Source organism: Vibrio sp. Vb0888 (assembly GCF_033338835.1).
Taxonomy (GTDB): domain Bacteria; phylum Pseudomonadota; class Gammaproteobacteria; order Enterobacterales; family Vibrionaceae; genus Vibrio; species Vibrio alginolyticus.
Genome location: NZ_JAWOTL010000012.1, coordinates 126,362 through 148,728, shown reverse-complemented (window position 1 = coordinate 148,728; position 22,367 = coordinate 126,362). Strand labels below are relative to the sequence as shown.

Here is a 22,367-nt window from a genome sequence, read left to right as displayed (position 1 = left end):
CTTACCTGACCCATTACCTGACCCAAAATCGTCAGGTACAAAAAAAGGTTAGTAAACACTACGCTTACTAACCTTCTAGAATATGGTGGCCCCTCGCAGACTTGAACTGCGGACCAATCGATTATGAGTCGACTGCTCTAACCACTGAGCTAAGGGGCCTTAATAGGACAACGATTATAGGGGAAGCGTTGCAAGGTGTCTAGATACCAACTAGGGCAATTGCGCTTAGTTTTTATCCACTTAGAACAGTAGATAATAAAAAAGGTGACCTAAAGTCACCTTTTTTGATTTCTAAAAGCTTGTATGCGCTGCGATTATTCGTCTAGGAAGCTGCGCAGAGTCTCTGAGCGGCTTGGGTGACGAAGTTTACGTAGTGCTTTTGCTTCGATCTGACGGATACGCTCACGAGTAACGTCGAACTGCTTACCAACTTCTTCTAGAGTATGGTCAGTGTTCATGTCGATACCAAAGCGCATACGAAGTACTTTCGCTTCACGTGGCGTTAGACCTGCAAGCACGTCTTTTGTTGCCACTTTAAGGCTAGTTGCTGTTGCAGAATCTAGCGGAAGTTCTAGCGTTGTATCTTCGATAAAATCACCTAGATGCGAATCTTCGTCGTCACCGATTGGTGTCTCCATTGAGATAGGCTCTTTAGCGATTTTTAGAACTTTACGAATCTTGTCTTCTGGCATTTGCATGCGCTCTGCCAGTTCTTCCGGTAGTGGCTCGCGACCCATCTCTTGCAACATTTGACGAGAAATACGGTTTAGCTTGTTGATCGTTTCGATCATGTGTACCGGGATACGAATCGTACGTGCTTGGTCCGCGATTGAACGAGTGATTGCCTGACGGATCCACCACGTTGCGTAAGTCGAGAACTTGTAACCACGACGATATTCGAACTTATCTACCGCTTTCATCAGACCGATGTTACCTTCCTGGATCAGATCCAAGAACTGTAGGCCACGGTTGGTGTATTTCTTCGCGATAGAAATTACAAGACGCAAGTTCGCTTCAACCATCTCTTTCTTCGCACGGCGAGCTTTTGCTTCACCGATAGACATACGACGGCTGATGTCTTTAATGTTCTGTACGTTTAGAGAAGTCTCTTCTTCAATCATTTTTAGCTTAGCGATTGAACGACGGATTTCTTCTTCGTTACGTTTGATCTTTTCAGCGTATGGCTTGTCTGAAGCAAGAACTTCATCCAGCCAAGCTTCACTTGATTCATTACCAGTGAACAGCGCGATGAATGATTTCTTCGGCATTTTGCCGTATTCAACCACTGACTTCATGATCAGACGCTCTTGAGTACGAACGCGATCCATAGCAGTACGCAGTTCATTCACTAGGTGATCAAACTGTTTAGGTGTTAGACGAAACTCGCGGAATACGTCTAGCATCATTTCATTAGCAACGGTTGCTTTCGGGCTGTTATAGCCGTACTCGTTGATTGCTAATTGAAGATTTTGATAGGTGCTGCGTAGTTGGTTGAATTTCTCTAGCGCTAATTCAGGATCGATACCTACATCTTCTTCAGAATCATCTGAATCGTCATCGCTATCTTCGTCGTCATCAACGTCTTCATCGTCTTCTTCTTCTAACTGAGATTCAGTCAGTTCAGAACCGATGTGTGTTGCCGTTGGTGCAGCGGTGTCGTCAGCATCTGGATCTACAAAACCTGAAATTAGGTCTGTAAGACGTAGTTCTTCAGCTTGAACTTTGTCAAATTGCTCAAGAATGTACGGAATTGTGCCTGGGTATTCAGCAACAGACGATTGAACTTGGTTAATACCTTCTTCAATACGTTTTGCGATGTCGATTTCGCCTTCGCGAGTTAGAAGTTCGACAGTACCCATCTCACGCATGTACATACGTACTGGGTCTGTTGTACGACCAATCTCACTCTCTACGCTAGAAAGTGCAGCGGCTGCAGCTTCGGCTGCATCTTCATCGGTAATATTTGTGTCATCGTTCAGTGCTAAATCATCAGCATCAGGAGCAGTTTCTACTACCTTAATGCCCATGTCGTTGATCATCTGAATGATGTCTTCTACCTGTTCTGAATCTACGATTTCAGCAGGTAGGTGGTCATTTACTTCGGCGTAGGTCAGATAGCCTTGTTCCTTGCCTTTAATAACAAGTGACTTTAGCTGTGACTGCGGATTGTGATCCATAGACGGTATCCAACTTCGTAATCTGGTGAAGGAATCAGTATGCGAAATGCAAACCACTTACTATAACAAATTAAATCGTTGCTGACTAATTAAACAGGGTTACGCTTTTAAATCTAGCATAAGTGCTAGCAGCTCCCTTTTCTCTTCGGCTGATAAACCGACACTTCTTGCTTTGGCCTGCAGGTTTTCAATTTGTTTTTCTACGCACTGGGCAATAATTTTATCCAGTGAGTCTAAAAAGATTTCTTCTTGGTTGTCCTCATCGAGTGGAATGTCCCAACTCGCGAGACGAGACAGAAGGGTCTCATTTTGGCTGTTTCGCCAGTGCTCTAATAATAGGCCTGTGTTGATATGGGGATGCGCTTGGCATTTATCAAGTACATCAACAAATAAACTTAGACCAGGAATGGGCAAATCTCTAACGCTAGTTAGATCTGGCACCATACTTACGTATTGTGGGTTTTGAATCAGTAACGCGATCACTTCTCGCATCGGCGTTCGCTTGATTTCTTTATGAGGTTGAGGCCTTTTATCCTCTTTACCTTGTTTTGAAATTAGCTGCTGTAGTTGGCGTTCATCAACCAAACCCAAACGGCGGCCAAGCAATTCTCTCAAGTATAGTCTTAAAGTGCCGCCAGGGACTTTATCAATGAGAGGAACCGCAAGAGTACTCAGTTTTGCCATGCCTTCTTTCGTGCTCATATCGACCTGCTGAGTCAATGAGCTGAACATGAATTCAGACAAGGGCATCGCATTAGACACTTGCTGCTCAAATGCTTGTTTTCCGTTTTGTCGGATATAAGAGTCGGGATCTTCTCCATCCGGCAAAAACATGAATTTTAACTGGCGACCATCCGTTAGGTAAGGCAATGCATTTTCCATGGCACGCCACGCGGCTTCACGGCCTGCGCGGTCACCGTCATAACAACACACGACGGTGCTTGTTTGCCTGAATAACACTTGCAAGTGATCGCCCGTTGTCGAGGTTCCCAATGAGGCAACGGAATAATCTACGCCATATTGAGCAAGCGCGACAACATCCATATAGCCTTCAACCACTAAAATTTGTGGTGGCTCACGGTACGCTTGTAGTACTTCATAAAGGCCATACAACTCTTTACCTTTATGAAATATCGGGGTTTCGGGTGAGTTGAGATATTTTGGTGTCCCATCACCTAATACTCGACCACCAAAGCCTATTACTCGACCGCGTCTGTCTCGAATAGGAAACATCACTCGACCACGGAATCGGTCGTAGCGGTTGCCTTTATCGTTTTCAATCAACATGCCGCCAGTGACGAGCATGTCTTGGTTTTCTTTATTCTGGCCAAAGTTCTTACGAACTAAATCCCATTCATCAGCCACATAGCCGATGCCAAACTTCTGGACGATTTCACCAGACAGGCCGCGATCTTTTAGATACTCAATCGCCACCTTACTTGCTGGCTGTTTGAGTTGGTTACGATAAAATTGAGCAATGCTGCCCATTAAGTCGTATAGGTTACGTTTTTCACTGCTGCTTGCTTGTGGGCCTGATTGAAACGAACCATTACCGCCGCTACGTTGTTCGCGAGGAACATCTAAACCCAAGTATGAAGCGAGTTCTTCAATGGCTTCGACGAATTCTAGTCGGTCGAATTCCATCAAAAAATCGATGGCATTTCCATGCGCGCCACAACCAAAACAATGGTAGAACTGCTTTTCTTGACTGACACTGAATGAGGGTGTCTTTTCGTTGTGGAACGGGCAGCATGCGCCGTAGTTTTTGCCTTTTTTCTTAAGTTTCACACGTGCGTCGATGATATCGACAATATCAAGTCGAGCTAGAAGGTCATCGATAAAACTGCGAGGGATGTGTCCAGCCATAAAACCTAACAAAAAAAGAAGATGATGAGTGGAGTGAATGCCTTAAAAGAATGAGCGTATTGCCCATTGATTTCATTCCATCCATCCAGATACAAACAAGCCGTGCGCTCCAAAGGATAGCACGGCTTGCTGCAATTGGGTGGGGTACCTTAAGCCAATTTAGCGCGAACTAAACCGCTTACTTTACCCATATCTGCACGCCCTTGAATTTGCGGTTTCAGAACGCCCATTACTTTGCCCATGTCTTGCATGCCAGCTGCGCCAGATTCAGCAATCGCGTTCTCGATGAGAGCCGCTACTTCTTCGTCTGTCAGTGGTTGAGGCATAAAGTCCTCAAGAACGGTAATTTCTGCTTGTTCCGCATCAGCAAGATCTTGACGACCCGCTGCTTCAAACTGCGCTACAGAATCGCGACGTTGTTTAACCATCTTGGTCAATACTGCAAGAATGTCGTCATCGTTCAGAGTAATCTGTTCGTCAACTTCACGTTGCTTGATTGCTGATAGGGCTAAACGAATAGTACCAAGGCGCAATTTGTCCTTGGCTTTCATCGCTAATTTTTGCTCTTCTTTGAGTTGATCAATCAGAGCCATAACTAAATTCCTTTTGGAGCTCAGTTATTAGTACAGGCGAACGCGACGAGCGTTTTCGCGAGCTAGCTTCTTAGCGTGACGCTTTTGAGCTGCTGCTTTAGCGCGTTTGCGAACTGTAGTTGGTTTTTCGTAGTGCTCACGACGACGCACTTCAGAAAGGATACCTGCTTTTTCGCAAGAGCGCTTAAAACGACGTAGAGCAACGTCGAACGGTTCGTTTTCACGTACTTTAACTACTGGCATATGCCTTTCACCTCAGGGGTTATTCGTTAACGCTGGTATTCAACAGACCAAATCACAATTGTTAGGTCTCTTACCAGCTTGATCAAAAATGGTGCGGAATTTTAATCCGATCACAACTACTTTGTAAAGCCTTTTGTCGATTATTGTCTGTACAAAATTTGTTTGCAGCACCAAGGCGAGGTAATATGACGCCCAAATTTCCTCTATACAGAAAGCATACTGAGAAAACCATGCGCATTATTGGTATTGAAACCTCTTGTGACGAGACTGGCATCGCAATTTATGACGATGAAAACGGTCTCTTGTCACACAAGCTATACAGCCAAGTAAAACTGCACGCAGATTACGGCGGTGTGGTGCCTGAGTTGGCTTCACGTGACCACGTAAAGAAAACCATTCCTCTTATTAAAGAGGCACTAAAAGAAGCGAACTTAACTTCAAAAGACATCGATGGTGTCGCGTATACCGCGGGGCCTGGTCTTGTTGGGGCGCTATTAGTGGGTGCGACTATCGGTCGCAGTATTGCTTATGCTTGGGGAGTGCCAGCGGTACCTGTTCATCATATGGAAGGTCACCTATTGGCCCCAATGTTGGAAGATAACCCTCCACCGTTCCCGTTTGTGGCGGTATTAGTATCGGGCGGTCACTCTATGATGGTGGAAGTGAGAGGCATCGGTGAGTACAAAATTCTAGGTGAGTCGATTGATGATGCGGCGGGCGAAGCGTTTGATAAAACAGCGAAGCTAATGGGTTTGGATTACCCAGGCGGTCCACTATTATCTAAACTGGCGGAAAAAGGTACACCGGGCCGCTTTAAGTTCCCGCGCCCAATGACGAATGTGCCAGGTTTGGACATGAGTTTCTCTGGTCTAAAAACCTTTACGGCTAACACGATTGCTGCAAACGGTGATGACGAGCAAACCCGCGCGGACATCGCATTGGCATTTGAAGAGGCTGTGTGTGCTACGTTGGCTATTAAATGTAAGCGCGCGCTTGAGCAAACAGGCATGAAACGCATTGTTATTGCTGGTGGTGTGAGTGCTAACCGTCGTTTGCGAGCTGAGTTAGAGAAGTTAGCGAAGAAAGTTGGCGGCGAAGTTTACTACCCACGTACTGAGTTCTGTACAGATAACGGTGCGATGATCGCTTACGCAGGCATGCAGCGCTTGAAGAATGGCGAAGTGGCTGATATGTCAGTAGAGGCTCGTCCACGTTGGCCAATTGATCAACTAACACCTGTCGCTTAGTCAAATTTATGCGGTAGGTTTGAAACCGGTTCTTTGTAATAAAGGTCTCTGCTCCTCAGAGGCCTTTATTTTTAATTATTCAATGAACCGCCTCGTTTTACATTCTGACTGATGCGATCAGTTCGCGATTGTTTCAGTGCTAGGATGACGTGGAAGAATAAGAAATGGATATAACAATGAATAAGTTTGAAATTGAAGGTCAGCAACTTGCTTATCTAGATAAAGGTGAGGGCCCTGTGCTTCTATTTGGTCATAGTTACCTTTGGGATAGCCAAATGTGGGCGCCACAAGTTGAGGTTTTAAGCCAGTCATTCCGTTGTATTGTGCCAGATCTTTGGGCACATGGTGAATCGGACGCTGCACCTGCATCGACACAGTCATTGGCCGACTATGCACAACATATGTTGGCATTGATGGATCATTTAGATATCGAAGAATTCTCGATAGTGGGCTTATCTGTTGGCGGCATGTGGGGAGCTGAGCTAACGGCTCAAGCGCCGCAACGTGTTAAGTCACTGGTATTGATGGATACCTTCATTGGCTGGGAGCCAGAAGTTACGTATAAAAAGTATTTTGCAATGCTTGATACCATCAGCCAAGTCCAAGCAGTGCCTGCGCCAATTATTGAAGCCGTTGTGCCGCTGTTCTTTGCCAACAACGTCAATCAGGATAACCCTAAACTTGTCGCTTCATTCAAACGCAGTTTAGAAGAGCTGAACGGTGAGCGTGCGGTGGAAGTAGCTCGCATGGGGCGCATGGTGTTTGGTCGCCGTGATGTGATTGAAGATTCGGAAAAATTCGCTCTGCCGACGTTAATTGCGGTGGGCTGTGAAGATAAGCCTCGCCCGGTTTTCGAATCGTATTTAATGAAAGACTGTATCACGGGCAGTGAGTTGGTAGAAATTCCGCAAGCGGGACACATCAGTTGTTTAGAACAGCCGGAGTTCGTCAACCAAATGTTGTTGAACTTCCTGAATCGAGTTCATGCGTAACCAATGCATCCCTCTTTAAACGAAAAACTCGGCATTAAGCCGAGTTTTTTTGTGTCAGTTTCTTCTCGCCGATTTTTGGCTCGTCGCCAGACAAAAGCCGACGAATATTTTGATGATGCTTAAATACGATTAAGCAACACAGCATAGCAACAGGTAACGTGTATTGCGGTTTAAACATCCAAGTATAAAACGGAGTGACCAAAACCGTGACGAGAGCCGCTAAGGATGAATAGCGGAATAGCGCGGCTACTGACAGCCAAGTTAACATCACCAATCCTGTTAAGTCCAAACCAATCGGAGCGATAGCGCCAAGCGCGGTTGCGACACCTTTTCCGCCTTTAAAGTGGAAAAAGATGGGGTACATGTGGCCAAGACAGGCAGCAATGGCGATGACGCCAAGAATGATAGGGTCGATACCAAGAAAGTATCCGCCCCACACGGGGATAGTGCCTTTGAGCATATCGCACAACAAGACTGAAACAGCGGCTCCTCGTCCGCCAATACGCAATACGTTCGTTGCTCCAGGATTGTTAGATCCCACACTGCGTGGGTCTGGCAGTTTTAAGAGTCGACAGATCAAAACCGCACTGGAAACCGAACCTAATAAATAGGCGGCCATTGTCATTATCAGTGCCAGTGCGTCCATAGAAGTCCTTGATGGATTGGAATTTAATGCTCGGTTCCCGCGTAGTTGCTATCATACCCCGAATTTACATAATGCAGAAATCCTCACTGTGATAGAGCTTGCATTATGTGATTTCTTGTATATAAAGATGCTTTCGCAGTTTATACCTAAGTAACATTGTGATGACCAAAGTAAATGTTACTTAGGTATAGAATACTACGATCAAATTACCCCTCACGGGTATCCGACCTCTGTAATAGAAGGACATAAGATGGCTCTGGATAAAGTTTTTATTGAACAGTTAGAAGTAATCACCACAATTGGCGTGTACGACTGGGAGCAACAAATCAAACAAAAGTTGGTTCTAGATATTGAAATGGCACACGATAATAAACCTGCGGGCAAAAGTGATGATGTGCAAGATGCACTGGATTATTCGCAGGTGAGTGAGGCGGTACTTAACCACATTGAAAATGGTCGTTTCTTACTGGTCGAGCGCGTGGCTGAAGAAGTAGCAGAGCTTATCATGCTGCGTTTCTCAGTGCCTTGGGTGAAAATCCGCCTAGCGAAGCCTGGCGCCGTGCCGCAAGCACGTGCTGTTGGTGTGGTGATTGAGCGAGGCCGAGCATGATCACCACCTATATCGGTGTTGGGACGAACGTAGAAAGAGAGCAACATGTGCTTGCTGCGTATCAGGAGCTGCAACGGCTTGGAGAAAATCTCCTCGTATCACCGATATATGAATGCGAACCTATTGGTTTTAGCAGCAAGAATTTCTACAACTTTGTCGTTGCAATGCGTACCGAGTTGTCATTAGAAGAGTTGAGCCATCAACTACGCGAGATTGAATTTAAGTGGGGACGCGAAGAAAACGCGCAAAAGTATCAGGATCGAACACTGGATCTCGATATAGTGTTGTTCGGTGAGCGCGTCTCCAAGAAAAAACCTGAGCTACCTCGCAGTGATATCTACAAATATCCTTTTGTCACAAAGCCGCTGTATGATCTCGAACCGCAATTAGTGATCCCAGGCGATGGACGCACAGTCGCAGACATTTGGCATGCTATGCAGCCAGTCGATTCGCTCAAACCCGTTTCCTTTCATTTTTAATTTGAGTTGTTTACATGAGTTATTTTGAAGCCTTTATTTTGGCTCTGATTCAGGGGCTGACAGAGTTTTTGCCTATTTCAAGCTCTGCCCATTTGATCCTGCCTTCCGCTATTTTAGGATGGGAAGACCAAGGTCTAGCCTTTGATGTTGCTGTTCACGTCGGTACATTAATGGCTGTCGTGATCTATTTTCGTCATGAAGTAATCACTTTGTTTCAAGCGTTATTTGCTTCGATCTTTAAAGGAGATCGCAGTAAAGAAGCTAAATTGGCTTGGATGATCGTGATTGCGACGATTCCAGCTTGTGTGTTCGGCTTATTGATGAAAGACATCATTGAAGTGTATCTACGTAGCGCTTACGTCATCGCGACTACTACGATCGTATTTGGCCTGTTGCTATGGTGGGTAGACAAAAACGCTAAACTCGTTGCCGATGAATACCAAACGGGTTGGAAGAAAGCTGTATTTATCGGTATTGCTCAAGCCTTAGCGATGATTCCTGGAACTTCACGTTCAGGGGCGACCATCACAGCAGCGCTTTACCTTGGCTTTACTCGAGAAGCGGCTGCCCGATTTTCGTTTTTAATGTCGATCCCAATCATTACATTAGCTGGTAGCTACTTAGGCATGAAGTTAGTGACCAGTGGTGAACCTGTCCATGTTGGTTTCTTAATGACTGGCATTATCACATCGTTTATCAGTGCGTACATCTGTATCCACTTCTTCTTGAAGATGATTTCACGAATGGGCATGACACCGTTTGTGATTTACCGTCTCATTTTGGGCGTCGGTTTGTTCGCTTTTCTATTAAGTGCATAATTGATGTTAACGAAAAACGCACGCGAAATCCGCGGGCGTTTTTGTTTGTTCGTTACTTCTTAAGTGCTGCTTTCACTGCTTCAATACGTCGTTTTTCTTGCTCGTCACGAATCGCAGGGCCTTTAAAGCCCTCTTTGATAATGGCTTGAACGTCAACTGCCGCTGCTGCTTGGTAGGCTTGCCTAAAAATATCCGCCTGTGGATATGGTTGCGTTTCCAGTCCTTTACGACCAGCGTGATCCGCTTGGCAGCAAAGCAAGATATCTTGCAGACGTTCGGACTTACGCCACACATCAAGTTTATTGAGTATTTTAATTATGGTTTGTGGTTTAAGTTCAGCCGCGCGATGAATATTGGAGTGCTGTTCGCACACCATCAAGGCTAAATCACGAAACTCATTTGGTACCCGGACACGTTCGCACAGCTTTTTGATCAGTTTTAATCCTGTATGGCAATGCATTTTGTGGCTTGGCCATTCGCTCTCTGGCGTCACGCCCTTACCCAAGTCATGCACTTGGGCGGCAAACCTGACGGGGAGTGAGTTACTCAATTTTGCGGCTTGCTCTGCCACCATCAAAGTATGGATGCCAGTATCGATTTCTGGATGCCACTTCTCAGGTTGAGGTACGCCAAATAGTGCATCAATTTCAGGTAACACCACGGTTAATGCACCACAGTCTCGTAGAACCGATAAGAAAATATCAGGGCGAGGAGTAGAGAGAGATTTATGCCATTCTTGCCAAACACGCTCGGGAGTCAGTGTGCTCAGCTCTCCGGACTCTGCCATGTGACGCATTAACCGCATGGTTTCGTCGGCAACCGTAAAGTTTAGATCAGCAAGCTTCGCTGCGAAGCGAGCGACACGTAAAACGCGTAGAGGGTCTTCAATAAAGGCGTCTGATACATGGCGTAGCAGTTTATCGTTGAGATCTTGCTGGCCACCATATGGGTCATGGATCGTGCCATCACTCTCCATTGCCATCGCGTTAATGGTTAAATCACGACGTATCAAATCTTCTTCTAAGGTGACGTTTTGATCGAAGAAACATTCAAAACCAGTGTAACCAGAACCTGACTTTCTCTCTGTTCGTGCAAGGGCATATTCTTCTTTACTTTTGGGATGCAGAAATACAGGAAAGTCTTTACCAACGGCGGTGTATCCTTGGGACAGCATCATCCCGGGCGTCGCGCCTACGACCACCCAGTCGTTGTCATAACTATCAATTCCGAGCAATTTATCTCGAACTGCGCCACCTACTAAATAAACTTGCACGAATTACCTCTTAATTTATGGATATGCCGTTGGACATTGTAGCAAGCAATGGTACTTTTCTTTACTCCTAAGAATAGAAGAAGAGCGTTTATACCATGTCTGACTATTCCCAGGTGGTTTTTTAGCTGGAGAGCCTAATGTATAAGGACTTTTTTGGGTTTGTCGAACAACCATTTTCGATTGTTCCAAACTCACGTTATTTGTATTTAAGCCAACGTCACAAAGAGGCAATCACACATCTCCAAGCTGGGCTAGGCGATGGCGGTGGCTTTGCTATGCTTACTGGCGAAGTAGGTACAGGCAAAACGACCGTCGCAAAAGCGATGCTGGCGAATTTGGGTGATAACACCAAAGCGGGTCTTATTCTCAATCCCACGTTTTCGAGTAGAGACTTGCTCGAAGCCATTTGCGATGAGTTCAAAATCACCTATCCGCCAGATGCAAACCTCAAACAGCTAAACCAGGTTATCCATCAATATTTGCTGCGTAATTATCGTTCAGGCTGGCAGACATTGCTGGTCATTGATGAGGCTCAACACCTTGCTGCCGACGTTCTAGAGCAGTTGCGCTTGTTGACCAACTTGGAAACCGATACCAGAAAATTGCTCAAAGTGTTGTTGGTCGGGCAGCCTGAATTGCAGCGGTTATTACAAACAACACAACTACGCCAACTTGCCCAGCGTATTACCGGGCGTTATCACCTGTTGCCGTTGGATGAAAAAGAGACAGAAGATTACATCGCATTTCGACTACATACAGCAGGTGGCGACCAGCAACTGTTTAATCGTGCTTCTTGTAAACTTATAGCCAAATACAGTCACGGTATACCGCGGCTCATCAACCTTATCTGTGACAAATCCCTCAACATTAGTTATCACCAGGGTAATGTGGTGGTGGATAAGCAAACCGTTCAGCAGGCCTGTGAAGAGGTGATGCAGTTTCAGGCAGATATTTATCAGCAAGATAAAAAAGAGCGCCGGACTTTCCGTTGGCCTGCTTGGGGCTCTGTCACGGTAGGCCTTATTGCTGCATTAAGTACGGGGTGGGCGGTCGTGAATTATATGCCAGCTCAAGCGACGTCAGTGTTGACACAAGTGACGGAGCCAAGAGTAGAGCCAACACCAACCGTCGTAAGCCAACAGTTAACGGATGAGCAGCGTGATTTATTGTTAACACAAAAACAGTCGAACCTCGCTGTAAATGATTTGTATCGTTTGTGGGGGTATCAAGCATCGGTTCGCGATAATCTTTGTTTGTCAGAACCGCAGTCGACTATGCGTTGTGAGCGTAAAATGGCGACTTGGCCGCTGTTGATGCAACAAAATCGCCCTGTGATCTTGGAGTTGAATTATCAAGGTGATGTTGGGTATGTCATTCTATATGCCGTCGGTAATGACCAAGCTGAAGTGCTCAATGGCAAGCAGCGTCTGCGTCTGCCAGTTTCGTGGCTAAAGCCGTTGTGGCAGGGCAATATTATCGAACTGCGGCATGCTCCGCTGAATGAAACATTACGTTTAGACATGGAAGGCCCTGCGATTGAAGTATTAGACCGATTATTAGCAGAAGCGGTGAGTGAGCCACTGCTTGAAACGTCTATTTTTGATGGTGCGATGAAAGAGCGAGTCGAGTTATTTCAACGTTGGCAAGGAATTGGTGTCGATGGTATTGCAGGTAAGCGAACGCTAGACCGACTTCAGCAAAATGTTCAGCCAGATGCGCCTCAACTGGCGAGAATAGAGAAGGAGGACGCATAATGTCAGCTGTGAAACATATAGGTCTGTTCTTGCTGCCAATCACTGCTTCTGCTATCGGAGTCGCTTGGTACTTAGATCTCTTTGCACCGAGTGTTGAAGTAGATACAACGTCCCCGATAGAAAAGGTCGAAGTGGTATCACCTTTCAAAGTATTAGACTATCCAGAGAACACCCAGTTGGCCCAATTGCCAAGAGAGTGGCCAAGTGCAGAGCTATCGCGTGATTTTGGTACATTTACCACCCCCGATGAATACACGAGCCATACACCAAGCAGAGATGAAACACGCGACTCAGCATCAACCCAAACGACTTCTGCTGCTGAAGAGGACCTCGGGTTGTCTTTGGATGATCTGGATTTATCCTCATTATCTCCAGATTTAGCTAGGAAGGTCGAAAATGCCTTATCCCGAGATGATGACAATTCGTCATCACAAACGGCACGCGTGAACGATTTAGAGCGCAACGCTCACCAGTGGCAAGGGCGTCTACCTGCGCTTAATTTGCAAACCCATATGTACGCTAGTGATGAAAATCGCCGTTGGGTGAAAATTAACAATGTTGAGTATCATCAGGGGGATGTCGTTGATGATCAGGTCACTCTAAGAGAAATACAACCGCAAGCTGTGATTGTTGAGTTCCAAGGTGAGCAAATTCGTATACCAGCGTTGTATGAGTGGAAAGGGTAACTCTTGTAGAAACACATCAAGCCAGCGAAATCATATCGCTGGCTTTTTATTTTTCAGAGCATCTTTTGCATCTATTCTGGTGATGATTTCTAGATACTCAAACAAGCAAAATATAGCTTTCCTCAGTCGTCTAAATAGCACCAATATCATTCATCTATTGATAGCGCGATTCCAGTCAGCGTTGTGTAAAAAGACACCATCTTCACGAACTTCGGAGTAATGACTTGGTCCACGTTAGACCCCATCACATAATAGGAGTCTAAACAGAGACACATGCGTATTCTGATTTTTTCTTTAAGCATTGTTGCATCGACAAGCTATGCAGCAAAGCCAGACCCATTCCCAGTTACACCAGATAGTCGCGGGCAAGATTTCATGGTCAGTGCGACGAATCCTTACGTGAGCAGTACCGGTTACTCAATATTGAAAGAAGGCGGTAATGCTGTTGATGCTATGGTCGCGATGCAGATGGTGATGTCTGTCGTTGAGCCAGATATGACCGGAATTGGCGGCGGGACTTTCGCGCTGTTTTATCAACATGACGAGAAAAAATTTCTGGCCCTTGATGGTCGAGATGAAGCGCCCTCTAGCGCGAACCCTGAAATGTTTGTTGAGAATGGGGAAGTACTCAGTCGCAACGAAATATTAGGCCCTCGTTCTGTTGCGGTTCCGGGCACATTGCGGTTGCTTTACACCACTCATGAACAATATGGCAAGTTGCCATGGGCAGAGCTGATTAAGCCGGCGATTACATTGGCGAGCAATGGGTACGCGATGAACAGCTACACCTACGACATCGTAGTAAGAGAGCAAAGCCGACTTGAGCAAGATCCGGAAGTGAAAGCCTTGTATTGGCAAGGGGACGATATTAAGCCGACGGGAACCTTGATGAAGAACCCTAAGATGGCTGAGACGCTGAGGAAGATCGCGCAACAAGGCGATCGTTACCTTTATGGTGGTGAGCTTGGTCAGCACATCGTAGAGACGGTTAATAGTCGTATTGATGACCAACACGAGAAGTTGTCTTTAGAAGATTTTAAACATTACCAAGTGAAGCAGCGTGACATCATTGAGAGCGACTACCGTGGGAATAAAATCGTCTCTTTTGGTTACCCAGCTTCGGGCGCTGTGATGGTCGCTCAGAGTCTTGAACTGCTCGCACCCTATGACATTGCCCATATGGCGAAAACGGATGTGGAACCTTGGCGTCTCATGACTGAAGCGATGCGAATTGCAAAAGCCGATCGTATTGCGTATGCCGGAGATCCGGATTATGTGGAAACGCCAGTTGAACAGTTGTTGTCTAAAGCCTATCTAGATCAGAGACGTGATTTAATCCCTGATAATGGCACTTTAAAAGAGGATCCAAAAGCAGGACAGATAACGCAAACTCAGTATGCGCAATATCAAGGCTTCGAGAGCAAAGATACAGGGCATATTTCTATCGTCGATAGAGATGGAAATGCAATTGCGATGACCAGCACCGTTGGCACGGGTATGGGCTCGGGTGTGATGGTCGATGGCGTTATCTTGAATGCGCAGATGGCTAACTTCTCACCTCAGCCAACGGTTAACGGCAAGCCTACGCAAAACTCAATTGAAGCGGGCAAGCGTCCACGTTCGGCTATTACGCCATTAATGGTGATGGACAGTGATGATAACTTGCGTTTGGTGGTTGGGTCACCAGGTAGTTCACAAATCCCGGGGTATGTACTCAAAACCGTGGTTGGGGTGCTGGATTGGAATTTATCAGCGCAAGAGGCTATTGACTTACCAAACATCCAGTATGGCACTAAGATAGACCGCACCAAGTCTTATGACCCGACTGGTTTGCTGGTGGAAAAGAAAACGTTCGCAGAAATGTTGGTGCCTGAGTTTATGGAGCTTGGCTACCCAGTGCACGTTATTCCAGTGGTAAGCGGTTTGAATGCAATTGAGCTAAAAGATGGCAAGCTTTATGGCGCAACGGATCGTCGTCGAGCCTCTAGTTCAATGGGGGAGTAGTACTCACTTCTATCAAACGAAGCAAACTAAAAAGCCAGTCAATATCGACTGGCTTTTGCGTTCTTTTTAAAGATAAAAGCGTAAGGGTTTATGCCCAACCCGCAGGAGAGCGCTTTCTACGAGGCATGACATGCGGAAGAATCAAACCAAATAGTAAACCTAAACCTGCAACACCGCCGCCATAAGTGAAGTACTTAAGCAGCATGTCATCTTTTTGTGTATCCAGCTTTGCGCGTAGCTCGCGGTTTTCTGTTTCAACAGAAGTAAGCTGATCACTGATCTCAGAGTATTTATTTTCTAGATCTGAAATTTGTTGGTTACGTGTTTCGAGAGAGGTAACAAGACCTGCTTTCTCTGCATCAGAAGTTTGACGAGCATTAGCAAGCTGCTCTTTTACTTCGGCTAGCTCTTTCTCAATGCGAGGAAGGCGAATTGCCATGCTCTCTTGGTTTGTCACAAACTTGCTTTGTACCCAACCAGTGCGACCACGGTCATCACGAACTTGCGTGTAGCCAGTATCTCGGTTGGTTTTAATCAGTTGTACTTTAGAACCGGCGTTAACACTACCAATAATACGGTAGGTGTTATTTGGACCTGAGTGCATAAAAGTGAAGAGGTCATCAGAAATATAACGGTCTGCTGCTAGGGCCGCTGGCGCTGCTAGCAAAGTAAACAAAACCGTGATGATTAGTTTTTTCACAGTAAATCCCTTAACGATTTTTCTTGGAGACAGCGTTGGCACCGAATGATTGGAGCCGGAAATAGACGAATAGTATGCAGTTTCAAACTTCGGTGCAACAAAGAAGGGAGGCAAAGCCTCCCTTTCTGTGCGTTTGAGTCAATAATGACAAAGCGCTTACATTCTATTGACGAGTGTCTTAAGCGAACATCGCTTGAAGTCCGTAGAAGAATACTACGGCCAATAACGCACCCGCTGGTAGTGTAACGATCCATGATGCCACGATGTTACGAACTACGCCTAGGTTCAGTGCTGCGATACCACGAGCAAAGCCAACACCGAGAACCGCACCAACCAATGTTTGAGTGGTTGAAATTGGCAGGCCTGTACCAGACGCTAGAACTACCGTACATGCTGTTGCTAGCTGTGCTGCAAAACCGCGGCTAGGCGTTAGCTCAGTGATGCCTGTACCAACGGTTGCCATTACTTTGTGACCTAGTGTTGCAAGACCGACCACGATACCAATACCACCAAGAGGTAGAATCCACCAAGCGATGGTGCTTTTCGTGCTGATTTCGCCCATGTGTTCAACAGTCGATACGACAGCAGACAGTGGACCAATGGCGTTTGCAACGTCGTTTGAACCGTGTGCAAATGCCATCGCACAAGCGGTGATAACCATCAGAACGCTGAAGATACCTTCCACGCCAGAAAAGCTGCGGTCTTCTTCGCGATTAGCGAATTTTTTCTGGATGTATACGTAGCCGCCAATCATCACAAGTGCTGAAACTGCTGCTGCCCACATCCAGGCTTCACCATTGGTCAGGTGAAGACCAACGTGTTTTAGACCTTTTTTGATGGTTACAAGTGCAATCACCATTGTTGTGATGAACATGTAAACAGGTACAAAACGTTTCGCGTTAAACAGAGGGTTCTCAGTATCAAAAATCAGGCGCTGTGCGCTGACAAAGATAACGTAAGCAAAGAAACCTGAAATCACTGGCGTAATAATCCAGCTACCAACAATGCCTTGAACGCTGCCCCAGTCAACCGCTTCAGTACCTACTGATACGCATGCAAAACCAATGATTGCACCGATGATTGAGTGAGTCGTTGATACTGGCCAGCCCATGTAAGAAGCAAGAAGCAGCCATGTACCTGCTGCTAAAAGCGCAGACATCATGCCGTAGACAAGAACATCTGGTTGACTAGCAAATAAAGAAGTTTCGATTACACCTTTACGGATAGTGTCGGTTACTTCACCGCCTGCAAGGTAAGCACCTGCAAATTCGAAGATCATCGCAATGATGATAGCTTGTTTTACAGTTAGCGCTTTTGAACCTACAGATGTACCCATCGCATTAGCAACGTCGTTCGCGCCAATACCAATCGCCATCATGAAACCAAAAATCGCTGCAACAATAATCAGGACAGTGCCGTAGTTCGCAAGGATATCCATCGTAATACCTAGTTGTTTTATAACAAGCGGAACAAAATTTTACGCGCGCCAAACCATAAGACGATGAAAATAGTCATCGTCCCTATGACACGTGTTAATTATGCTCTTCGTTATGTCGTTAACTTTATGTTTTAAGATCGAGATAGCATGACTTCCAAACGAGCACCTACGCGCTGCGCTTGGTCGGCAATACCACCTACCCATTCAAGAATCTTGTATAGGAACATGACATCGATAGGGTTCATGTCAGCTTCAATCACCATCAACTGTTGGCGAAGTTCAATCTGCATGGCATCGGTATCATCTTCGATAACGTCTAATTGATGAATCATTTCAGCGACGAGCGTCACTTCACGGCCTTTGAAGCCGGTTTCTAGCAATTCATCAAGTTCATTGATTACCTTTTGCGCCTGATCGGCAGCATCAAGACAACGTTGAACGTAAGCGAGGAAGTTTGGTTGGAGAGCCTCAGGGATGACAAGTTGACGACCATATACACGGCCAGCAATGTCTTTTGCCAGGTTTGCAAGTTTGTCCTGTTGAGTCAAAAGCTCAAGCATGTCAGTACGGTCGACTGGCATGAACAAACCGCGAGGCAGTTTTAGACGGATTTCACGTTTCAGCACATCCGCTTCTTTCTCTAGGTGAGAAATTTGTGCACGGATTTCTGCTGCTTTTTCCCAATCACCCTTTGAAGATACTTCAAAGAATTTCACCAAGTGTGAACAACATTCGTTGACACACACAACGTGGCGTTGCAAAGGCTTAATTGGGGACTTTGCAAATAACCCCATAATTGTATTTACTGGCATGGTCATTCAACCTAATAACTATAACCTTAAAAAAACATACACCATTTCTGAGTGCTTGGCGAAATGTTGAACGATGGCTATAAAGGCGCGCATGGTAACGCATTAAATCGCTCATTAAAACTGTTTTAGATCATCATTCCGGCGATATTTCTCTCTTGCCGTGTGAGAAATTACGCAATATCCTGTTTCTATCTGCTTTGAAAGGTATAGCTATGGAAACCGAAATAGAACTGAAGTTTTTTGTTTCTCCTGAATTTTCAGAAACTTTAAAAGAAAAAATTTCTGAGACAAAAGTACTTCAGCATAGTTGTCGTGACTTGGGTAACACCTATTTTGATACTGCCGATAAATGGCTTCGAAAGCACGACATTGGTTTAAGAATTCGCCGTTTTGATGATGTATTCGTCCAAACCGTAAAGACAGCAGGACGCGTCGTCGCAGGCTTACATCAAAGACCAGAATACAATGCTGAGCACACTAGCGACGAGCCTAATCTGTCGCTTCATCCTCTAGATATTTGGCCTCCAGGTAAAGATGCAGAAACGCTGCAATCCGAGCTTATGCCATTATTCTCGACCAACTTCACACGTGAACAATGGCTGATTGGCATGCCCGATGGCAGTCAGATTGAAGTTGCCTTTGACCAAGGCTTAGTTGTAGCCAAAGGTGAAGACGAAGAAGAGAAGCAAGAGCCGATTTGCGAAGTTGAACTGGAACTTAAGTCTGGCCAAACCGAAGCTTTATTCACGCTGGCACGCAGCTTTTGCGAGCAAGGCGGTATGCGCTTGGGTAACTTGAGCAAAGCGGCGAAAGGTTATCGACTTGCAAGCGGTTATGCGGGTGATGAAGTAAAATCATTGGCACTTGTGGACAGTAGTCCGACGGATACCGTTGAATTTTGCTTGATCAACTCTTTAGAGCACGCTTTGTCTCATTGGCATTATCACGAGCAAATTTATGCTGAGCGTGACAGCGTGGAAGCACTGCGTGAAATCAGTAATGCCATTCGTTTCATTCGTCAAACATTGACTATTTTTGGCGGGATTGTCCCTCGTCGCGCGAGCGCGATTCTGCGCCAAGAGCTTAAATGGTTGGAAGAAGAACTGAGTTGGTTGGATGAGCATGCACACCTTGAAGAGCTTTTAGATGACAAAGGCAATGTGCTGCGCAAGTTGGATGCACGTAAGTTCTTAGTATCTGAGTTGACTCAGCAGTTACAAGAGTTGCCAAGCCGTGAAGAAGTGCTAGGGTTGCTCAATTCCGCTCGTTACACAGGGTTACTGCTGGATCTAAGCCGCTGGATCTTAGCGCGCGGTTGGCAGCCATTTCTTGATGAAAAAGCACGTGAAAAAATGGCAAGTAATATCATGCCGTTTTCAGTTACTCAGCTCGATCGCACTTGGGCTGAGCTAATGGAAGCTTTCCCAGCAGAGCGCGATTTGACGGCGCAAGAGTACGTTGATCAGCGTTATCGCTTATTGCGTAACCTCTATACTGGTATTGGTTTCGCGAGTTTGTATAACTCGGATGAGCGTAACAGCTTCCGTTTACCATGGGCGGATCTGGTGCATGGTATCGATGATCTGCTAATGCTGAACCATTTGCTCCCGTTGGTTGATATGCTGGAAGACGCAGAAAAAGAGCAGTTAGAACGCTGGTTGCACCGTCAAGAGCGCTCAATTTTGCATGCAATGGATCAAACCCGAGCGATCAGTGTGGAAGTACAGCCTTATTGGCGTGAATGATCGTTCTGGTGGTAACGACAAAAAAATAGGACCGCATGGTCCTATTTTTTTGTCTCTGTTTTACGTTGTTGTAGCTCTTTTTCCATGAAATCGAGTCGTTCTAGTATTTGCGCTTGTTGGGTTAGGAGCTGCTCGAGCATACGTTCTTTATTGATTGAACTGTGCGTCTGTTGTTTCGTTGGGGCAGTAAGGATAGAGGTGATAAGACCCGAGATCATACCAAAGATACCCACCCCGCAAACAATGATGATGACAGCCAAAAACTTTCCTATGGAGGTCACTGGATAATGATCGCCGTAACCAACCGTTGAGATTGTTACAAATACCCACCACAAAGCATCGGCGCCAGTACGAATATTCGCTTCTGGGTTTTTCGCTTCGATAAACAGCATTGCACTAGAACCGAGTGTTATGAGGATAACCATCAATAGCAGTATAGAGGCGACCGTGGTTTCGCGGCGGTTTTCTTTGAGCTGATGCAAAATGAACTTTGACGAACGCAGTACTAATACCACTCGCATAATATGAAAAATACGAGCAAAGCGCAGGGGCTCTATCAATGGGATGCTCGCCACGAAATCTATCCAATGACGTTTAAGGAATAACCAGCGATCTGTGGACCGGATCAAATCAATGGTGAGCTGTAGTAGAAAAATACTACAGATTATGAAATCCAGACCGATAAGAACTTGACGGGTTTCGTGATCGATCGGGAAAAACAACAAGCCAGAGATCACAAATAGTGCCATAAAAGACAATATTAGTGACAACAGGCCCATCGGTCGTGTGCTGTCTTTGATATCATTGTTTTTCATACGAAGCTCAAAATAAATCGCGTAACCACGCAAAGCGCGAACATAACTATAAGTAATATAAAGATTATAGATAAAGACTATATAAGACTCGGTGGAGAACTGACAATGGAAAAGCTGGCATTTAAGCCATGGGAAAGGGTCATATCCGACATTCGACTGGTGCCTAAAATGGTCATGTTGATGGTCTTCAGTACTGTCCTGATCGTGGCAAAACAACTGTGGGACGCAAACACTTTTTACGACTCACTTTTAGCGGCGACACAAAACGCGCAAGTTGCCCAACAGCATTATGAAGCATACTTAACGCAAGTTGCTTGGCAAACCGCCTTATTGATAGTGGTTTTTGTCGTGCTCTTATTAGCGGCGGCTAGAGTGATGTTGCGTCAAACACAGTATCTGAGCGACGCGATCAAACTGATGGCGAGCAAGAACCTCTCTGTTCCATTTGGTATGGATTGTAAAGATGAATACGGAGATGTGGCACGTGAATTAGAAAAGACACGTCGACAATTGCACGATGTGATTCAAATGCAAATTAATGCGTCTGATGAATTATCAACGCTCACCGAAGTCATGACACTGAGCATGTCGGAAACGAAGGAATCGGCGCAAGAAGAGTTTAACGAAATTGATCAACTTGCTACGGCGATGAGTGAAATGTCGTCGACGGTCCAAACGGTTGCGGAACATGCCCAGACGGCATCTTCTCTAACAGAGCAAGCTTCCGCACAAGCAATTTCTGGTCAGCAGTTCTTGCAAAGTACAATGGCGAAAATGAGTGAACTTTCGTCGGATATCGCTTCATCGGCACAAGCGGTTAACCAAGTTGAAGAACGTGTTGAAGCCATTGGTAGCGTTGTGGGGACGATTCAAGGCATTTCTGAACAAACCAACCTGCTTGCACTGAATGCGGCGATTGAAGCGGCGCGAGCTGGCGAGGCTGGGCGGGGTTTTGCTGTGGTTGCAGATGAAGTTCGTAACCTTGCCCAACGCACACAACAAGCGACGGTAGAAATTCAAGAGATGATCGCACAGCTGCAAACCAGTGCTGAATCTGCGGTAGAACTCATGGAAAAAAGCGTTGTAGAAGCGGCAGATGGAAACGAGCTGGTTTCTAATGCTGGATCTGAGCTCGATGGTATTGTTGGGCAAGTGACGCAAATCAATGACATGAACTTCCAGATCGCGACGGCGTCTGGTCAGCAAAGCAGTGTTGCAGAAGAGATGAGCCAAAACCTCACCAATGTACGTGAGTTGGTTGAAGCCTCAGTTGTTGTTGTTACCGAGCTGCTAGAAACCTCTGAAATGATGCAAAATAATGCAGGTGAGCTAGACAAGAAGATCAAATCTTTCCAAGTTTAATATTCGATCCCGAACTTTTGATAAAACGCCCACAAACCTTTTGTGGGCGTTTTTATTTGCTTTCAGTCTGGTATAAAGAATGAGTTACCGTGCTTTTCAAACAAGGA

Annotated in this window: 20 protein-coding genes and 1 tRNA gene; 10 read left to right on the top strand and 11 right to left on the bottom strand. The window is 45.7% G+C overall.

Annotation, left to right across the window (positions count from 1 at the left end):
* Window positions 1–83: 83 nt before the first annotated feature.
* The 5 genes from R7P72_RS17020 to rpsU all read right to left on the bottom strand — a co-directional run bounded on the left by R7P72_RS17020 (window position 84) and on the right by rpsU (window position 4,879).
* A tRNA-Ile gene (locus tag R7P72_RS17020) sits at window positions 84–159 on the bottom strand.
* A 155-nt stretch (window positions 160–314) separates the two neighbouring features.
* Window positions 315–2,177 carry an RNA polymerase sigma factor RpoD gene (rpoD, locus tag R7P72_RS17015; RefSeq protein ID WP_005395986.1) on the bottom strand — a complete coding sequence of 621 codons (1,863 nt, stop codon included), beginning with the start codon at window positions 2,175–2,177 and terminating at the stop codon, window positions 315–317.
* A gap of 99 nt (window positions 2,178–2,276) precedes the next feature.
* On the bottom strand, window positions 2,277–4,043 hold the full coding sequence (dnaG, locus tag R7P72_RS17010; protein WP_318110731.1) for a DNA primase: 1,767 nt from the start codon (window positions 4,041–4,043) through the stop codon (window positions 2,277–2,279).
* Window positions 4,044–4,192: 149 nt separating this feature from the next.
* Window positions 4,193–4,636 carry a GatB/YqeY domain-containing protein gene (locus R7P72_RS17005; protein WP_005379720.1) on the bottom strand — a complete coding sequence of 148 codons (444 nt, stop codon included), beginning with the start codon at window positions 4,634–4,636 and terminating at the stop codon, window positions 4,193–4,195.
* A gap of 27 nt (window positions 4,637–4,663) precedes the next feature.
* Complete coding sequence (gene rpsU, locus R7P72_RS17000; RefSeq protein ID WP_001145625.1) at window positions 4,664–4,879, bottom strand: 30S ribosomal protein S21; 216 nt, start codon at window positions 4,877–4,879, stop codon at window positions 4,664–4,666.
* A 230-nt stretch (window positions 4,880–5,109) separates the two neighbouring features.
* Between rpsU and tsaD the strand changes: the two genes are divergently transcribed.
* Window positions 5,110–6,126 (top strand): tRNA (adenosine(37)-N6)-threonylcarbamoyltransferase complex transferase subunit TsaD, encoded by a 1,017-nt coding sequence (gene tsaD, locus R7P72_RS16995; protein WP_005379854.1) that lies wholly within the window; start codon window positions 5,110–5,112, stop codon window positions 6,124–6,126.
* 176 nt (window positions 6,127–6,302) lie between these two features.
* Window positions 6,303–7,118 (top strand): alpha/beta fold hydrolase, encoded by an 816-nt coding sequence (locus tag R7P72_RS16990; RefSeq protein ID WP_005379855.1) that lies wholly within the window; start codon window positions 6,303–6,305, stop codon window positions 7,116–7,118.
* A 34-nt stretch (window positions 7,119–7,152) separates the two neighbouring features.
* Here the strand turns inward: R7P72_RS16990 and plsY are convergent, their stop codons facing one another.
* Window positions 7,153–7,764, bottom strand: a complete 612-nt coding sequence (plsY, locus tag R7P72_RS16985; protein WP_005379857.1) for a glycerol-3-phosphate 1-O-acyltransferase PlsY — start codon at window positions 7,762–7,764, stop codon at window positions 7,153–7,155.
* Window positions 7,765–8,014: 250 nt separating this feature from the next.
* Here plsY and folB point away from each other — a divergent pair, with 250 nt between their 5' ends.
* From folB to R7P72_RS16970, 3 genes are read left to right on the top strand one after another with little or no spacing between them, the layout of a single operon-like run.
* Entirely contained in the window at window positions 8,015–8,374 is a 360-nt protein-coding gene (gene folB / locus R7P72_RS16980) for a bifunctional dihydroneopterin aldolase/7,8-dihydroneopterin epimerase (RefSeq protein ID WP_005379859.1), read from the top strand.
* Window positions 8,371–8,853, top strand: a complete 483-nt coding sequence (folK, locus tag R7P72_RS16975) for a 2-amino-4-hydroxy-6-hydroxymethyldihydropteridine diphosphokinase (RefSeq protein ID WP_005387457.1) — start codon at window positions 8,371–8,373, stop codon at window positions 8,851–8,853. The genes folB and folK overlap by 4 nt, the downstream gene beginning before the upstream one ends.
* 14 nt (window positions 8,854–8,867) lie before the next feature.
* Entirely contained in the window at window positions 8,868–9,671 is an 804-nt protein-coding gene (locus tag R7P72_RS16970; RefSeq protein WP_017820255.1) for an undecaprenyl-diphosphate phosphatase, read from the top strand.
* 52 nt (window positions 9,672–9,723) lie between these two features.
* On the opposite strand, the gene R7P72_RS16965 is transcribed toward R7P72_RS16970, so the two are convergent.
* Window positions 9,724–10,944, bottom strand: coding sequence for a multifunctional CCA addition/repair protein (locus tag R7P72_RS16965; RefSeq protein ID WP_054578493.1), 1,221 nt, complete (start codon window positions 10,942–10,944; stop codon window positions 9,724–9,726).
* 137 nt (window positions 10,945–11,081) lie between these two features.
* Here R7P72_RS16965 and R7P72_RS16960 point away from each other — a divergent pair, with 137 nt between their 5' ends.
* The 3 genes from R7P72_RS16960 to ggt all read left to right on the top strand — a co-directional run bounded on the left by R7P72_RS16960 (window position 11,082) and on the right by ggt (window position 15,388).
* Window positions 11,082–12,698, top strand: coding sequence for an ExeA family protein (locus R7P72_RS16960; protein WP_025768392.1), 1,617 nt, complete (start codon window positions 11,082–11,084; stop codon window positions 12,696–12,698).
* Window positions 12,698–13,384, top strand: a complete 687-nt coding sequence (locus R7P72_RS16955; RefSeq protein WP_005379904.1) for a general secretion pathway protein GspB — start codon at window positions 12,698–12,700, stop codon at window positions 13,382–13,384. Before R7P72_RS16960 ends, R7P72_RS16955 begins: the two co-directional genes overlap by 1 nt.
* A 273-nt stretch (window positions 13,385–13,657) precedes the next feature.
* Window positions 13,658–15,388, top strand: a complete 1,731-nt coding sequence (gene ggt, locus R7P72_RS16950) for a gamma-glutamyltransferase (protein ID WP_318110730.1) — start codon at window positions 13,658–13,660, stop codon at window positions 15,386–15,388.
* Between the two features lie 88 nt (window positions 15,389–15,476).
* Here the strand turns inward: ggt and R7P72_RS16945 are convergent, their stop codons facing one another.
* From R7P72_RS16945 to R7P72_RS16935, 3 genes are all read right to left on the bottom strand, one after another.
* Window positions 15,477–16,088 carry a TIGR04211 family SH3 domain-containing protein gene (locus R7P72_RS16945; RefSeq protein ID WP_005379900.1) on the bottom strand — a complete coding sequence of 204 codons (612 nt, stop codon included), beginning with the start codon at window positions 16,086–16,088 and terminating at the stop codon, window positions 15,477–15,479.
* Window positions 16,089–16,266: 178 nt separating this feature from the next.
* A complete protein-coding gene (locus R7P72_RS16940; RefSeq protein WP_005379898.1) occupies window positions 16,267–17,526 on the bottom strand; it encodes an inorganic phosphate transporter in 1,260 nt (419 codons plus the stop codon).
* A gap of 131 nt (window positions 17,527–17,657) precedes the next feature.
* Window positions 17,658–18,338 carry a TIGR00153 family protein gene (locus R7P72_RS16935; RefSeq protein ID WP_005379896.1) on the bottom strand — a complete coding sequence of 227 codons (681 nt, stop codon included), beginning with the start codon at window positions 18,336–18,338 and terminating at the stop codon, window positions 17,658–17,660.
* 212 nt (window positions 18,339–18,550) lie between these two features.
* On the opposite strand from R7P72_RS16935, the gene R7P72_RS16930 reads away from it, so the two are divergent.
* The gene (locus R7P72_RS16930; protein ID WP_005379894.1) at window positions 18,551–20,083 is read left to right on the top strand and encodes an inorganic triphosphatase; all 1,533 of its coding nucleotides are present in this window, start codon (window positions 18,551–18,553) and stop codon (window positions 20,081–20,083) included.
* A gap of 41 nt (window positions 20,084–20,124) precedes the next feature.
* Here the strand turns inward: R7P72_RS16930 and R7P72_RS16925 are convergent, their stop codons facing one another.
* Window positions 20,125–20,898, bottom strand: coding sequence for a potassium channel family protein (locus R7P72_RS16925; RefSeq protein WP_025768395.1), 774 nt, complete (start codon window positions 20,896–20,898; stop codon window positions 20,125–20,127).
* 105 nt (window positions 20,899–21,003) lie between these two features.
* Here R7P72_RS16925 and R7P72_RS16920 point away from each other — a divergent pair, with 105 nt between their 5' ends.
* Window positions 21,004–22,260: a methyl-accepting chemotaxis protein gene (locus R7P72_RS16920; protein WP_005379890.1), complete on the top strand. Its 1,257-nt coding sequence runs from the start codon at window positions 21,004–21,006 to the stop codon at window positions 22,258–22,260.
* Window positions 22,261–22,367 lie beyond the last annotated feature (107 nt).